The sequence below is a fragment of the Actinomyces culturomici genome, from assembly GCF_900499005.1.
Lineage (GTDB): Bacteria > Actinomycetota > Actinomycetes > Actinomycetales > Actinomycetaceae > Pauljensenia > Pauljensenia culturomici.
Window position 1 is genome coordinate 1,373,584 of record NZ_LS991316.1, and the last position, 13,565, is coordinate 1,387,148.

Consider the following 13,565-nt stretch of genomic DNA (forward strand, 5'->3'; position numbering starts at 1 on the left):
CGAGTCTATCGAGCGCCGTGGGCGTCTCCGTCCCGCCCACGCTTTCCATTGGGGAGTCTGGGGATCTTCCTCCATGTGCTACGCATTGCTACGCTCGCGTCATGGGCACGAACGTCATTAGCCAGCGCGAGCTGCGCAACGACAGCGCGGCGGTCCTGCGGCGCGTGGAGAGCGGCGAGGACCTCACGGTCACGCGCCGAGGCGTTCCCATCGCGCACCTGTCGCCCTATGCGTCGCGCGACGAACTCGAGTGTCTGAAGCCCGCGACGAAGAGAATCCGCTTCACGACGCTTCCGAGGGCGTCATCGCTCGTCTCGTCCGAGGAGATCCTCGATGACCTCCGGTCCGACCGATGAGGTGGTACATTGACACCTCTGCCGCCTTGAAACTCATCAAAGAAGAAGCCGAGTCCACCGCCCTCGCCACGCTGATCGACGGGGCCGGGGCCGACCTCGTCGGAGGAATGCTCCTTGAGACGAAACTGCGCCGCGCCGTCCACCGCGATCCCGCGCTGACGCAGGGCGCCGTCTCGGATCTCCTCGAGGGGATCTCCCTGTTCGACATGCCGCGCTCCGTCTTCACGGAGGCGGGCCTCCTCTCGGGCGCGTTCCTGCGCTCCTTGGACGCACTGCACATCGTCACCGCCGTCCGCTGCGGGGCCGAAGCCCTGCTCACCTACGACGCGCGCATGGCCGAAGCGGCGACGGACGCGGGTCTGCGCGTCATCGCCCCGAAGTAGCTTCAGCCGAACCTCGATCGCAAAGTGCGGGCGAGAGCGACAGGATGGCGGCGTCGGCGAGCAGGTGAGCGAAGGAGATCACCAGTTGACGATTCCGCCCACCGTCCTCATCCGCAGATTCAACCCCGATTGAGCGAAGCGACGAGCCGGTCGAGATCAGCGACCGTGAAACTGTGGAAGTAGGTCGAATGCGTACGTTTGACGGTCTCCAATGAGTCCGAGCCGACAAGGACGATATCGATGTGCGGCTGGTCATGGTAGAAAAGTTCGGCAGCCCTGTATGCCTCCGTCGCGGCTTCGATGTCCTCGCCGTAAGAGTCTGAGGAGATGAGTCGGCGGTGCTTGCGGTCGTAGATGAGAAGGAACTGCTGGATCACGTCATCTTCGCTCGGCATCATTGTCCTCCCTCCTCTCCACTGATCTGTTGCTTGAGCATATCGGAGAGCTCGGCGCTCCAGTACTTGAATGCCTCGTCGTCACTCTCGGTGAGGGCATACATTCCGTCTAGGTGCTGGTGCACGAGCGAGAGTGAGCGCCCGAACTCCTGAACTGTCGAGCGCCCATGATCTTGCTTGAAATTCTCACCGAACACCTGTGACAGGCTCTCGATGAGCTGCGCCCACTCATGCATGCGTTGTGTGCGAATCTGAATCTCAATGGGTCTGTCATCGCGTATCGCGACAAGGTGCATCGACCTGTAGCCAGATTCACGAGGGTTCGCGATGTAGTCGCGTTCGCGACGCGGGTCAAGTTGCCCGTCCCACCTCCACTTGATCCACTCCTGGATGCGTCGGAGATCGTCGATGCTGTTGTCATGCAGGACGATGCGGCATCCGCCGATATCGTTCATTCTCGTGAGGTCAAGACCGCGCTCGCGGTTGGTGATCTTATCGACGATGGTCTCCATGCGCTTGAGCCGTTGAGAGACTTCCGCATCGATGGAGAGCGTGTGAAGGAAGCCTCGTAGACCGTTGTTGACCTTACAGAGCGGATAGGAGAAGGAGGCGCGGTAGGCGCGGATGGTATCAAGTGCGTCCAGTAGTTCTGCAGACGGATCCCCGCCGTCGTTCGACACGCGCCGGACAGTTGAGCCCGCTTTGCGCACGGATGTCTTCGACGGCGTTTCCATACGTTCATGCTAGTAGCGGCTCATCGCCCGAGGTCCCATTGCTCCGGCGCCGACGTCTCGCACCGGTGTGTTCCCTGTTCCTACTCCGATTAGGCCCGGCCCGCCTGCCGCACGGGGACGCAGAGCCTGCGCCGAAGACCATGTCTTCGCGTCATCGCCCCGTGTTGTTTCAGCCGAACCTCGATCGCAAAGTGCGGTAGCTCGACCCCCTCAGCGGAGTGAACGGGGACCTCGAGCGCTACTCGATCGGGCCCTCCAGCGCGTCGGTTCCGCGTTCCTCCCACGCTCCGTAGGCGAGGCCGTCCTCCGTGATCCACGACGTCCGCCCGTTGCAACTGCGCCCGGCGACGATCGCTCCGGCGGCCGAGGGCGAGGCGCAGGACAGATCACGGGTGAGCACTCCCCTGCCGTCGGCGAGTGCAATGGTCCCGTCGGCGACGAGTTTGTCGAACCTCGCTTGAAGCGCGCCGTAGGTGCGCCGCGTCCCCGCCGAGGTCGCGCGCCCCGTCAGACGACCGGCGACCGTCGATCCCTCGAGGAGAAGGAATTCCCCCGCGACGACTTGCGCGTGGGCGAGGATGCCGCGCGTGGGGATTTCGAAGGTGAAGATCGGCGAATTCGCGGAATTCTCGCTTCGCGCGTCGATCGACGAGGACGCGGCGGCGGCTCCTTCGAGACTCTCGCCAACGCCGCTCACCACGGATGCCCGAGTCGTCGACGGGCGCGTCTTGAGGACGGAGATTCCGAGGACGGGGAGGACGACGCGGAGCTGCTCGATGAAGGCCTCGGCATCGGATCTCTGCGCTTCGGAGAGCTTGCGCTGCTGCGGCGTCTGTTTGTTGTCGTCGAGGCTCGAGCGCTCGGCGCGCTTCGCGATCTCGACGAGTCGGGCCTCGATGTAGCCCCAGTGCCCCTCGTTGAAGGAGTCGTCGAGGCTGGAGACGAGGATCGCCCGGTCCCACCACTCCTTCTTCTTGTCGTGGTCGAGGAATCTGCGGGAGAAGTCCTCGGTCTTCCCGATGTAGCAGCGCGTGTCGTCGATGGAGTCGGCGTCGTCGCCGAGCAGCAGGTAGACGCCGTTGCGGTGCGCTTCCTCCCTGACGAGAAGGTCGGCGAGGCGCGAGCGCGGGCCGGAGAGGATGTGGCCGGTCCACGAGGCGATGTCCGCGGTGGTGATGCCGCCGGCCTCGCCGTCGACGAGGAACAGTTCGATGTGCTTGCCGTGGGCCATGGGAGTCACTTCTTCTCGGGGAACGTGAGGAGTCTGTCGCGGTAGTACTCGTACTGCTGGCGCCGAGCCGCGATCTCCGCCGGAAGGCCCGACGAGAGGTCATTGACGAGGGCGTCGAACGAGTCGAGGACCTCAGCGATTCGGCGCTGGACCTCAAGCGGAGGGATCGGAACGTCGATCTTCTTCAGTTCAGCCTTGGACAGATTGAATCGAGTCACACCCATCGCCGTTCTCGAAATCCGCAACCGCATTCCTGCCGACCGAAACAGATGTTTGATGAAATCCGGTTCGAATCGAGATTGTCCATTCCATCGAACACCAATACAGAAACTATTGAGATAAGTGGGCACCTTCGGTTCCACCGTTAGAACTGAGGACATTCCCGCATCCTCTCTATTCTCAGAAGAGCCCGTCAAGAGAAGATCACCACGACGAAGTTCAGTCTGATTCTCGCCAGGATCCACTCGAACACGCTCAGTCTGATCAAGGTCAACAGAGATGTCGCCGTAGACATTCCTGTATGTGACGAAACGCCCGCTACCGATCCCGAAGTCGCCCTTCGCCTTCCCAGTGAGCCCGCCAAACACGGTAGAGATTTCACCCAAGGGAACCCACTCGACCTCGAACGGCGGAAGGCCGAGAATACTCGTCCGCCCCCCCTTCCTGGCGGATTCGAAGTTCAGAAGTTGGTCCCTGTAGAAGGCGTACTGCGCCCTTCTCGCTTCCAGCTCGGCTTCCAGCTCGGCTTCCAGCTTAGTAAAGGAATCCAAGATTGTCACGATTTCACGCTGGATTTCAAGCGGAGGAACCGGAATCATGAGATTCTTCAAGACCGTCTGCGTGAGGCTCGGGACACCACCGGCTTGATTAAGGTTCTCAAGATGAGCATTCGCAAGATAGTGAAAGAGGAATCTCGGATCGATTCGCTCACCAACGATCGTGTAGAAGATCGTGTCCACCGTCCAGAAGGGCCCTTCAACGAAGTAGAGCTTATCCAGAGAGCCCTTTCGAGGGATGAGAACCGACGGACCGGAGTAGACGAATCGATCTACCGCAGTCATTATTCCGCCAGAACCGTAAACTGGCACCGATCCGGTACCCAAGTGTTTATAGTCCGATCCATTCTTGATTTGAACGAGTTCGCCAAGATTCTCGAAATCGACGCCATCCGGACAGCGATCGGCGATCATTCGCTCGATCCGGTTCATTCCGCACCGCCCTCGAGGTCCGCGACGATCGCGTCGATCTGCGCGCGCAGCTCTGCCTGACGCTCGACGATGCCGGCGATCCGCTCATTGAGCTCGTGGATGTCGACCACCTCGCGAGTGTCCTCGGGTTCGACGTAGGAGGACACCGAGAGGTTGTAGGAGTTCTCGGCGATTCGGTCCGCCTCGACGAGCGCCGCCCGGTGGGCGATCTCCTCGCGAGCCTCCAAGGTGTCGATGACGAAGTCCCGATTCGCCTCGGTGAGAACGTTCTTATTCCCCCGGCGCTCGAACTGGTCGGAGGCGTCGAGGAACAGGATCGCGTTGTCCTTCTTCGACTTCTTCAAGACGATGATGCACGTCGCGATCGTCGTCCCGAAGAACAGGTCCCCGGGAAGCTGGATGACGGCGTCGACGTAGTTGTTGTCGACGAGGTACTGACGGATCTTCTGCTCGGCGGCGCCGCGGTAGAGGACGCCGGGGAATTCGACGATCGCCGCCGTTCCATCGACCTTGAGCCAATTGAGCATGTGCATCGTGAAGGCGAGATCCGCCTTCGACTTCGGCGCCAGCGCTCCCGCCGGGGAGAAGCGCGGATCATGCAGGAGGGCGGGATCGTCCTTGCCGATCCACTTCGTCGAATACGGCGGATTGGAGACGATCGCGTCGAAGGGCTCGTCGTCCCAGTGCGCGGGCTCGAGCAGCGTGTCGCCCAATGCGATATCGAACTTCGCGAAGTTGATGTCGTGGAGGAACATGTTGATCCGACAGAGGTTGTACGTCATCAGGTTGATCTCCTGACCGTAGAACCCGTCGACCTTGTCCGGCCCGAGGAGCTTCGCGAACTTGAGAAGAAGCGAGCCCGATCCGCACGCGGGGTCGTAGACCCGCCCGATGGAATCACGACCATCGAGGGCGATGCGGGCGAGGACCTCGCTCACCTCCTGCGGCGTGAAGAACTCGCCGCCCGACTTGCCCGCGCTCGAGGCGTACATCGTCATGAGGTACTCGTAGGCGTCGCCGAAGGCGTCGATCGCCGATTCACCGTAGGAGAGGTTCATATCGCCGATCGCGTCGAGGATCTTCACGAGCTTGAGGTTCCGCTGCGCGACCGTGTTCCCAAGCTTCGGAGAATTGACGTCGACGTCGGCGAACAGGCCGCGCATATCCTTTTCCGACCGCGTTCCGATCGACGAGCGCTCGATGTTCGCGAAGACCGTCGACAGGGTCTCGTTGAGGTTCTCGTTGTGCGCGGCGCGCGCCCGCACGTTGACGAAGAGCTCCGACGGGCGGATGAAGAAGCCCTTCTCCTCCACGATGTCGCAGCGGAATTCCTCGTCCTCGACGTCCGCATCCGGCGCCAGCGCGTAGTCGAATCCCTCGTTTCCGGCCGCGGCCTCGCCCTCGTTGATGAAATCGGTGAGATTCTCCGAGACGAATCGATAGAAGAGGAACCCGAGAACGTAGGCCTTGAAGTCCCAGCCGTCCACCGCCCCACGCAAGTCGTTGGCGATCTGCCAAATGGTGCGATGCAGTTCAGCGCGCTGGGCGTCAGTGCTCACGGCGGGGCCTCTCGATGGAATGTCCGATGCTCCCCGAAGTGTGTCACCGACCGCCCCCGACTGCGGCTTCCCGCACCCTCAAGTCACAAAAACGCGCAGTTCGCACACTGCATTTTCGCGGATCCTGGCATTCGCTCAGAGCGCAGTGTCGATCAACCGCATCCCGAGGAGCGCCAGCCACGACGCGGTGAGCATCGACGTCAGCGTGCCAATGAGGAAGCGCTCGGCGAAAGTCGGATCATCGCGGAGCTCCGCGAAGCGACCAAGGCCCTTGACGGCGACGACCGCCGCGATGAGCGCCGGCTGGCCGTAGACGATGCAGGTCGCGATGGCCGCGCGCTCGAGGATGCCGACCCAGGTTCCTCCGCGATGAACGCCGATGGCGGGCGCAGGAGCTTCGAGGATCCGAGGATCCTCGGCCCCGCGATCGCGCCGCTTCGGCTCCGGGACCTTCGCGGCACGCAGGACGAGGACGGTGACGGCCCAACCGATGAGGACCGCGGCGAGGACGACGCCGAGGCGCGCGCACTCGACGAGGAGCACTGTGCGGATCTCCATCGACTACTCCCCTCCGTCGCACTCCCTCAAGAGCCTGTCGAGCAGACCGTAGCAGGCGCGCTCCTCCCGACGCCCGGCAAGGGCGTAGGCCTGTGAGACGGCGGATTGCGAGACGCCGAGCTCCTCCGCCGCCTGCACCATCGTCTCGTTCCGCTCAACGGCGTCGACGATCTCCCACTGGCGGGTCGTGCGCGACGCGGACACCACCTCGATGAGGTGGAGGAGGGCCTCCCCCTGTGCTGCGGCGTCCTCGTTCGATGCCCGAAGCGCGATCGACCGCCGCGAGCTCTTGATGGAGTCCAAGGCCGTTCGCGCGTGGACGAAGACCTCTCCCCTGCCCGAGCGGGAGTCGGGCGCATCGGGGGCGAAGTCGAGCTCTCCCTCCCCCGCACCGATCCCGCAGCGCCAGCTTTCCGATCGGAGGACGATCCCGACGATCTCGATGACCTGATTGGCGTCGGCGGCGACGCCCTGGACCTCGTCGCCGGCCGTGCGGACGAAGGGACTCCGGAGTTCACGCTCGTTGAGGACATCAAGAAGCTCGGGCACCCGATCCTCGTCATCGCGCGATCGGCGCTGATCTATCGTGAGGACGAACATCTCCCCTCCTTCATCACCGTGGATTAAGCGTAGCAGCTAATGGTCCAATACTTAAGTGCAAGAGCTTCATTCTCCGAGTCAAGGCGAGCAGTGGAAGGAGGGAACCTGAATGTCGAAGGAACCGCAGGACGATGCGCCTGACGGCACCTACCCGAGCGGCGGAACCGAGTACGTGATCTTCGATCCGGAGGACGACATCGCGGCCCCACGAGTGTGGGACGTCGGCGAATACTGCGACGGCGACGCCATCATCGGGCCGAAGCTCGTGACATTCGATCGCCGAACGATCCTCAATCTCTGGACCGACTTCCCCGAGAAGTTCACCGACGAGCAGATCGACGTCCTGCGGGAGGAACGCCCCTTCTGGTACGAGTTCTTCGCGAGTCGACTCACCGGCTTGGCGAATGAGTAGGCGCCGTCAGGACTGCTCGTTCTCGAAGCGCTCCGCGCTCGGCCGGTGATCGGAAGAGGCGCTGGCGGTATCCGCACATCCCACCTCATCACACGACTTCGGAAGATCCTCCTGCGACCGAGCGGATCGGGGCGACCTGGATCGCACACTCGGTGCCCGTTTCCACCCGCCACGCACGTTGAGACGGCGATGCAGGTCATGCGGGGCGCCGATTCCGTACGCGGAGCGACCTGGATCGCACACTCGGCGCAACTCCCCACCCGCCACGCACGTCGAGACGGCGATCCAAGTCATCCGAAGCGCCGGCAAGCGACCAAACCCGAACTGTGAAGAGACACTTCACCCACCGGTCCCGAAGCAGAACTGCCTTCAGGGCCGAGCACCGCTAGGGTGGACGGACGCACTCCCGAACGACCCGGAGGACCCCGTGACCCGCTTCGCCGCCCAGCCCCTTCGACTCGTCGCGATCGGCGCGATCGCCCTCGTCGCTCTTACCGGATGCGCGAACGAGGCCGAGGATTCCAGCGCGAGCGCGGCAGCCCCGGCCTCGCCGAGCGCGCAATCCGCGCAGATCGGAACCCTCATCGACGTGCGGACCGCCGAGGAGTACGCCGCCGGGCACCTCGAAGGCGCGATCAACATCGACGTCACCGCCGCCGACTTCCAGGAGAAGATCGCCGACCTCGACAAGACGGGGGCCTACACGCTCTACTGCCGCTCGGGGAAGCGCGCCGAACGGGCCGCCGGGATCATGCGCGATGCAGGATTCGCGAACGTCACGAACGCCGGCGGATACGAGCAGGCGTCGACCGCCCTCAGCCTCCCGATCGTCACCGAATAGGGACCCAACGCCTCGGATTCTCGCCCTCAGGGCCGGAGAGAAGCACCCGATGAGAGCCCTCCCCACTGCGGAACCGCACGGGGTCGTCGTTGTGCTCTCCCTCACCGACCGATAGTCTGCCCGCAGGACCACCGCGACCGAAAGGCCATGATGACCCTCGAGTTCGACCGAGACGCCGTCGGCGTCAACGCTCGCAAGGACTGGAAGGACTGCGAGGAGTTCGGGAGCATCGGCTCCTTCCTCCCCACGATCCCCACCTACTCCGCCGCCCTCGACCTGCCCGCCGGCGACAACTCCGGGGTCTCCGCCCTGCGCGCCGCCGCCAGGTCATTCCTCACGGACATGCGCTACGTCGCCCTCGAGTTCAACGACGCGTGCGCGACCCTCGGAGCGGGCCAGGAGGAGACGATCGACAACTTCGACTCCACCGAGTACCAGTCGACGTCCAACTTCGTCGACATCGCCAACCGGATGGAGGGACGCTGATGACCACCGGCGCAGAGGCGATGCCGCTCCCCGACGACGTGAGCGCCGCCTGCACAACGCTGAGCGACGACCTCAAAGCCGTCGCCACCCGCATCTCCCACACCCAGGTCGCCGCCGACACCCAGACCGGCGTGCCCGGATGGTCCGGAGACGCGGCCGACGCCTACATCGACTCCGTCCAGAAGCTCGGCGCTCACGCCCGCGAATTCGCCGAGGTCTTCGCCAAGCCGAAGCAGGCGATCCTCACCTGGTCGGAGGCGGTCGCCACCGCCCGGAACACGACGGTCCCGAGGCTCCAGGAGCGCTACGACCAGGCCCAGACCGACTACGAGACCGGGATCGACAATCTCAACGCCGAGGTCCGCCGACGCGAATCCGCCGGAGAGGTCGTCGAGCAGAGCGAAGTCGACTCGCGCGCCGAAACCCTCAAGCAGACGCGCGACGAGACCCAAAGGGGCATCGTCGCCGAGTACGAGACCGCGATGAACTCCCTCGACGACGAGGCCCAGACCGCCGCCAACGCCTTCACCGGGGCGTCGAACGCCTACCTCGGCGAAGGGACCTCGCGCACGCGCAACGGAATCGGCTCCGTCCTCTTCGACGACATCCCCGTCGTCGACGGGCAGGCCGAATGGGAGTACGCGCAGGAAATCGCCCCCGAGATCGCGCGGGCGATGCGCGACGAGGACCTCACCCCCGAGGAGCTCATCGCATTCCAGGAGAAGTACGGGAACCTCCTCAACAGCCCCTTCGTCGCGAACGCCCTCATGGAGGAGCTGAGCGCCGACGAACTCAACAAGTTCGCGATGCGCGCCGCGGCCCTCGACTACGAGCTCGACTACGACCACCCCGACCTCGTCGACACCGTCCTCAAGGAAATCGGCACGACGATGGTTCTCTCGACCGGCGGCATCAACGCCGACCCGGCGCTCGCGCAGCAGAACGAGGCCTTCCTCGCGGCCCGCGGCGGACTCCTCGGAAACAAGGGCGAGACGATGGACATCCTCGTCGCCCACCAGATCGACGAGTACAAGAGCGCCGGCCGAACCGAGTACGACTACCAGGACATCAGCGACCGCGGACCGATGGGCCTCTTCACGGGCTACTCGATCTTCGCCCAGCTCACCGCAGGAGCCGGAATCGCGAACCCCGACCTCGCGCTCGGCCCGCAGTTCTACACCGCCAACAACGGCACCTCGATGGCCGACGACATCGTCGCCTGGGACCACGAATCGCTGGAGGGCGCGCGAGTCGCGACCTTCGGACACATGTGGGCCGGTCGCGGGACGATGCTCATCGGATACGACCCCGCCATCCGCGACCCCCTGCACGCCCTCTACCTCCTCTCCGACACCCCGGACTCCCTCGACGGCGGCGCGGGCTCCGAGGCCCTGCGGGCCGCGGAACAGGAGCGCCTCGGCGCGATGCGCCAGTTCCTCACCCGCGACACCCCCTTCAACGTCGGGGACAACCCGATGGACATGACCCGTTACCTCACGGGGCACCGCGTCCACGACCACGACTTCTTCGGATTCCAAGACGGCGGCGAGGCCTTCGGCTCCATGCTGAGCGACGCCGGCGCCCCCGACCCGAACGCGAAGCTCACGCCCCCGAACCCCGCGGACTACGGCGGCCCGAACGACCCCGACTTCCTCGAGGCGCAGCGCCTCTTCCGCGAGGCGAGCGCCGACGACGAACGACGCGCCGAGATCGCCGCGAACTTCCTCTTCGGATACGAGGACGGCCTCGACACGAACCACGACCGCTGGTGGTGGGGCGACCAGGACCAGGACCACGGCCAAGACGTCTTCGGCAAGGCCAATGCCTCCCTGCGCTCGTGGGCGGGCACGATCCTCGCTCCCCACATCGAGGGAATCGCGGCGAGCCTTGACGAGGCCGCGCAGCACAACGGCACCGTCACCGGCGCCGACGGCCGCCACCAGATCGCGTTCGACAACGCCATGCGCGACAGACTCCTCGGGAAGAACGGCTTCTTCACCGACATCGGCTTCGACAACCCCGAAATCAACGACAACGGCACGCCGAATGACAAGTCCGACGACTACTACGTCGGCGGGCGCGCCCCCGCGACCGAGAACCTCATGCTCGCCGCCCAGAGCGCCTACCGCGCCGACCTCGCCGACGCGGTTCAGGGCATCGGCGGCCGATCTGTCGACAACGTGACCGACGCCTGGTCGCCGATGATGGAGTCGCTCTTCACCGCTCCGGAGAACGCCAGCCAAGAGGCCATCGAAGCCCTCAACGCGCGCAACGAGCGCTGGCAGAAACTCATCAAGGCCGGAATCGGCGCCGTCCCCTTCGGAGACATCGTCGAGGGCGTCGTCGACAACGAGGCGACCCAGAAGGCGGCGAAGTACTTCATCGACCAGGCGAAGTCGAACGGCGTCGCCCCCGTCCTCGACTCCTTCCTCACGACCGACGGCTCCAACCTCGTCGAGAAGACGACGAAGGAGTCGATGGTCTACGACTACATGAAATCCTCGCTCTACCAGGAGGTCTCGACGCACGGGGACTTTGCCGGAGCATCGATCCCCCTCGACGCGTACAACACGTCTCTCGGCGCCTCAGAACGCTTCGTCGACGCGAACGGAAACGTCCTCCCCTACGACTCCATGAATCCGAAGCAGCGCACCGCCTTCCAGAGGTTCATCGCGGAGAACGGCGACTCGATCGGCTACTCGGGGAACTCGAACTACGTGGAAACCTCGGTCAACAATGCGCGCCAGTTGCACGGAGACGCGCGGATCATTCACGGAGACTGACGCATGAGCCTTTCGCACCCGACTCACCGGCGGGCCTTCGCCCTCGCCCTCGCCGCGACGATCGCCCTCGCAGCGTGCACCCAGACCACCACTTCCCCCACGTCGACCAAGGAGACGCCCATGTCCGCCTCGATGACCGTCACGATCTCCCAGGACGACGCCGACCGCCTCGCCCTCACCGCACCGGACGGTTGGACAGTCGCCGAGAACTCTCTGTCCGGCCCCAACCACTACCTCGCGACCTCGAACGCGGACGGAAGCGGCGCGGCGATCCGCGTCAATCGCACCTCTCCGAAGGACCTCGCCTTCGTCTACAACTATCCGGACTCCGTGCCCTTCGACGTCGACGTCGACGCCCATTACCGTGAGGGACTCTCCTCGACGGAGCAGGACCCGCAAGCGTCGGAGTTGACGGAGCTCCCCGCCCGCTCTTTCGGCGACGCACGCGCGCTCGGCTACTCCTACCTCTGGATCAAGTCAGACGACCCCCATTACGAAGAGGCGTGGGTACTGGCTCGCCGCGACGGACTCTGGGAGGTCACCGCCCGCTCCGCGACGGGCGAGACCTCGCTTCCCGCCGAGGCCGCGACGGCGCTCGATTCGATCCGCTGGAGCGCCGACTCGGGATCCTGACCCGACGGCGCCCCTCGTCAGTCGTCGTCCTCGTCCTCGTCGATATCGAGCTCGGGCACCTCGGCGCGCGCCTGCTCGAGGACCTCCTTCGCGGCTCTCGCGTTAATGACAGCCATGACGAGGCCGACGACGACGTCCGGCCAGACGCTCGGCGCGAACGCCGTGATGACGCCCGCGACGATGATGAGCGCGTTCCCCAGGACGTCATTGCGCGCGGCGAGCCACGCCCCGCGCACGAGCGCCGACCCCTGGGAGCGCAGCGACATGAGGAGCAGCGCGCACGCGAGATTGAGGACGAGGGCGACGACGGCGGTCGCGGAGAGGGTGAAGGCCTCGGGCGGAACACCGGTCGCGACCTTCCAGATCGCGGTGCCGAGGGCCGCGAGCGCGGGGATGAGGATGAGCCCGGCGAGCCAGACGCTCGCCCTCCTGCGCGAGGCCACCGGCCAGCCGAGCGCGGCGAGGACGAGGCCGTTGATGAGGAAGTCCTCGAGGAAGTCGGCGGCGTCGGCGAACAGGGAGGCCGAGCCGATGAGGGCGGCGACGACGACCTCGATGAGCATTCCGAGGAGGTTGAGCGCAGCGACGAGGGCGATGACGCGCCTCATCGACGGGGAGTAGATGGGCGATTCCTCATGCTCGGCGGAGCCGGCGGGTTCACTGGTCGTCACGGTCGTCCAGTGTGGCACGGTCCGCGGCACGGGCGCGATCGGCGGCGTTCTGGAGGGTCTCGAGGACGACGCCCATGACGAGCCGGGCGGGCGGAACCTCGAGGACGAGGTCGAGCGAGCGCTCCCCGATGAGCGCGTCCCAATCACCGAGGATCTCGACGATGCCGCCGAAGGCGAAGCGGAGCGTGATCGTCTCGTCGCGCGTGAGGTCATCGGCGGTGATCCCGAACTTCTCGCACCACATGCGGATGAAGAGGTCCCTCACCCAGCCTCGAAGCTCGGACGATCCGTGCGGGCCGATGAGGAGCCGCAGCCGCTCGTACTGCGCCGCCCGGTCCGGCGCGGAAAGGAACTCCTTGAATTCGCCGTCATCGTCGGCGAAGAAGGAGACGATGAGGGGCGGCGCCTCCGCCGGGATCGTTTCGACGACGGCGTCCTCGGCGAGCTCCTCGAGACTCCCGTAGTGGTAGTAGAAGGCGTTGCGATTGAGACCCGCGGTCGCAACGACTTTCGCGACGCTCATGCGCGCGAAGGGCTCGGCGCGCAGCAGCGTCCAGAAGGCTTCGATCATGCGCTCGCGCGCCCCGGCCTCGCCCTCGGAGATTCTCGGTCGCCCCACGATGCACTCCTAACTAGACACAGTGTCGAGATTTGCCCATTTTTTCTAGACATGCTGACTAGTAAATTCTTCTGCGTCAGACGGACGGCGTCAAGC

At 64.8% G+C, this 13,565-nt stretch carries 16 protein-coding genes; 7 read left to right on the forward strand and 9 right to left on the reverse strand.

The genetic code is table 11. The annotated features are described in order from the left end of the window. Window positions 1–101 precede the first annotated feature (101 nt). The gene (locus DY157_RS06040; RefSeq protein ID WP_115727671.1) at window positions 102–356 is read left to right on the forward strand and encodes a type II toxin-antitoxin system Phd/YefM family antitoxin; all 255 of its coding nucleotides are present in this window, start codon (window positions 102–104) and stop codon (window positions 354–356) included. Continuing rightward, window positions 353–739, forward strand: coding sequence for a type II toxin-antitoxin system VapC family toxin (locus DY157_RS06045; protein WP_115727672.1), 387 nt, complete (start codon window positions 353–355; stop codon window positions 737–739). The genes DY157_RS06040 and DY157_RS06045 overlap by 4 nt, the downstream gene beginning before the upstream one ends. 119 nt (window positions 740–858) lie before the next feature. Here the strand turns inward: DY157_RS06045 and DY157_RS06050 are convergent, their stop codons facing one another. The 7 genes from DY157_RS06050 to DY157_RS06080 all read right to left on the reverse strand — a co-directional run bounded on the left by DY157_RS06050 (window position 859) and on the right by DY157_RS06080 (window position 7,024). Beyond that, window positions 859–1,137 (reverse strand): hypothetical protein, encoded by a 279-nt coding sequence (locus DY157_RS06050; protein WP_235827082.1) that lies wholly within the window; start codon window positions 1,135–1,137, stop codon window positions 859–861. Beyond that, window positions 1,134–1,868 (reverse strand): RelA/SpoT domain-containing protein, encoded by a 735-nt coding sequence (locus tag DY157_RS06055; protein WP_115727673.1) that lies wholly within the window; start codon window positions 1,866–1,868, stop codon window positions 1,134–1,136. The genes DY157_RS06050 and DY157_RS06055 overlap by 4 nt, the downstream gene beginning before the upstream one ends. 238 nt (window positions 1,869–2,106) lie before the next feature. Continuing rightward, entirely contained in the window at window positions 2,107–3,099 is a 993-nt protein-coding gene (locus DY157_RS06060; RefSeq protein WP_174232131.1) for a GIY-YIG nuclease family protein, read from the reverse strand. Window positions 3,100–3,104: 5 nt separating this feature from the next. Next, a complete protein-coding gene (locus tag DY157_RS06065) occupies window positions 3,105–4,307 on the reverse strand; it encodes a restriction endonuclease subunit S (RefSeq protein ID WP_115727675.1) in 1,203 nt (400 codons plus the stop codon). Continuing rightward, complete coding sequence (locus DY157_RS06070) at window positions 4,304–5,866, reverse strand: type I restriction-modification system subunit M (protein ID WP_115727676.1); 1,563 nt, start codon at window positions 5,864–5,866, stop codon at window positions 4,304–4,306. Before DY157_RS06070 ends, DY157_RS06065 begins: the two co-directional genes overlap by 4 nt. 135 nt (window positions 5,867–6,001) lie before the next feature. Beyond that, the gene (locus DY157_RS06075) at window positions 6,002–6,424 is read right to left on the reverse strand and encodes a hypothetical protein (protein WP_218938053.1); all 423 of its coding nucleotides are present in this window, start codon (window positions 6,422–6,424) and stop codon (window positions 6,002–6,004) included. Window positions 6,425–6,427: 3 nt separating this feature from the next. After that, window positions 6,428–7,024 (reverse strand): SatD family protein, encoded by a 597-nt coding sequence (locus DY157_RS06080; protein WP_115727677.1) that lies wholly within the window; start codon window positions 7,022–7,024, stop codon window positions 6,428–6,430. Between the two features lie 109 nt (window positions 7,025–7,133). Here DY157_RS06080 and DY157_RS06085 point away from each other — a divergent pair, with 109 nt between their 5' ends. The 5 genes from DY157_RS06085 (at window position 7,134) to DY157_RS06105 (ending at window position 12,179) form a co-directional block, all read left to right on the forward strand. After that, the gene (locus DY157_RS06085) at window positions 7,134–7,436 is read left to right on the forward strand and encodes a DUF7675 family protein (RefSeq protein WP_115727678.1); all 303 of its coding nucleotides are present in this window, start codon (window positions 7,134–7,136) and stop codon (window positions 7,434–7,436) included. A gap of 427 nt (window positions 7,437–7,863) precedes the next feature. After that, entirely contained in the window at window positions 7,864–8,277 is a 414-nt protein-coding gene (locus DY157_RS06090; protein ID WP_218938054.1) for a rhodanese-like domain-containing protein, read from the forward strand. 147 nt (window positions 8,278–8,424) lie between these two features. Then, on the forward strand, window positions 8,425–8,763 hold the full coding sequence (locus tag DY157_RS06095; RefSeq protein ID WP_115727679.1) for a hypothetical protein: 339 nt from the start codon (window positions 8,425–8,427) through the stop codon (window positions 8,761–8,763). After that, window positions 8,763–11,546 (forward strand): hypothetical protein, encoded by a 2,784-nt coding sequence (locus tag DY157_RS06100; protein ID WP_115727680.1) that lies wholly within the window; start codon window positions 8,763–8,765, stop codon window positions 11,544–11,546. The genes DY157_RS06095 and DY157_RS06100 overlap by 1 nt, the downstream gene beginning before the upstream one ends. A 3-nt stretch (window positions 11,547–11,549) precedes the next feature. Beyond that, on the forward strand, window positions 11,550–12,179 hold the full coding sequence (locus tag DY157_RS06105; RefSeq protein WP_160159466.1) for a hypothetical protein: 630 nt from the start codon (window positions 11,550–11,552) through the stop codon (window positions 12,177–12,179). A 17-nt stretch (window positions 12,180–12,196) separates the two neighbouring features. Here the strand turns inward: DY157_RS06105 and DY157_RS06110 are convergent, their stop codons facing one another. Both DY157_RS06110 and DY157_RS06115 read right to left on the reverse strand, forming a co-directional pair. After that, on the reverse strand, window positions 12,197–12,850 hold the full coding sequence (locus tag DY157_RS06110; protein ID WP_235827083.1) for a cation diffusion facilitator family transporter: 654 nt from the start codon (window positions 12,848–12,850) through the stop codon (window positions 12,197–12,199). Beyond that, window positions 12,837–13,469: a TetR/AcrR family transcriptional regulator gene (locus tag DY157_RS06115; RefSeq protein WP_115727683.1), complete on the reverse strand. Its 633-nt coding sequence runs from the start codon at window positions 13,467–13,469 to the stop codon at window positions 12,837–12,839. Before DY157_RS06115 ends, DY157_RS06110 begins: the two co-directional genes overlap by 14 nt. Window positions 13,470–13,565 lie beyond the last annotated feature (96 nt).

Coding starts and splice junctions, on each gene's coding strand:
- DY157_RS06040 (WP_115727671.1), top strand. CDS start 102: ATGGGCACGAACGTCATTAGCCAGCGCGAGCTGCGCAACGACAGCGCG.
- DY157_RS06045 (WP_115727672.1), top strand. CDS start 353: ATGAGGTGGTACATTGACACCTCTGCCGCCTTGAAACTCATCAAAGAA.
- DY157_RS06050 (WP_235827082.1), bottom strand. CDS start 1,137: ATGATGCCGAGCGAAGATGACGTGATCCAGCAGTTCCTTCTCATCTAC.
- DY157_RS06055 (WP_115727673.1), bottom strand. CDS start 1,868: ATGGAAACGCCGTCGAAGACATCCGTGCGCAAAGCGGGCTCAACTGTC.
- DY157_RS06060 (WP_174232131.1), bottom strand. CDS start 3,099: ATGGCCCACGGCAAGCACATCGAACTGTTCCTCGTCGACGGCGAGGCC.
- DY157_RS06065 (WP_115727675.1), bottom strand. CDS start 4,307: ATGAACCGGATCGAGCGAATGATCGCCGATCGCTGTCCGGATGGCGTC.
- DY157_RS06075 (WP_218938053.1), bottom strand. CDS start 6,424: ATGGAGATCCGCACAGTGCTCCTCGTCGAGTGCGCGCGCCTCGGCGTC.
- DY157_RS06080 (WP_115727677.1), bottom strand. CDS start 7,024: ATGTTCGTCCTCACGATAGATCAGCGCCGATCGCGCGATGACGAGGAT.
- DY157_RS06085 (WP_115727678.1), top strand. CDS start 7,134: ATGTCGAAGGAACCGCAGGACGATGCGCCTGACGGCACCTACCCGAGC.
- DY157_RS06095 (WP_115727679.1), top strand. CDS start 8,425: ATGATGACCCTCGAGTTCGACCGAGACGCCGTCGGCGTCAACGCTCGC.
- DY157_RS06100 (WP_115727680.1), top strand. CDS start 8,763: ATGACCACCGGCGCAGAGGCGATGCCGCTCCCCGACGACGTGAGCGCC.
- DY157_RS06105 (WP_160159466.1), top strand. CDS start 11,550: ATGAGCCTTTCGCACCCGACTCACCGGCGGGCCTTCGCCCTCGCCCTC.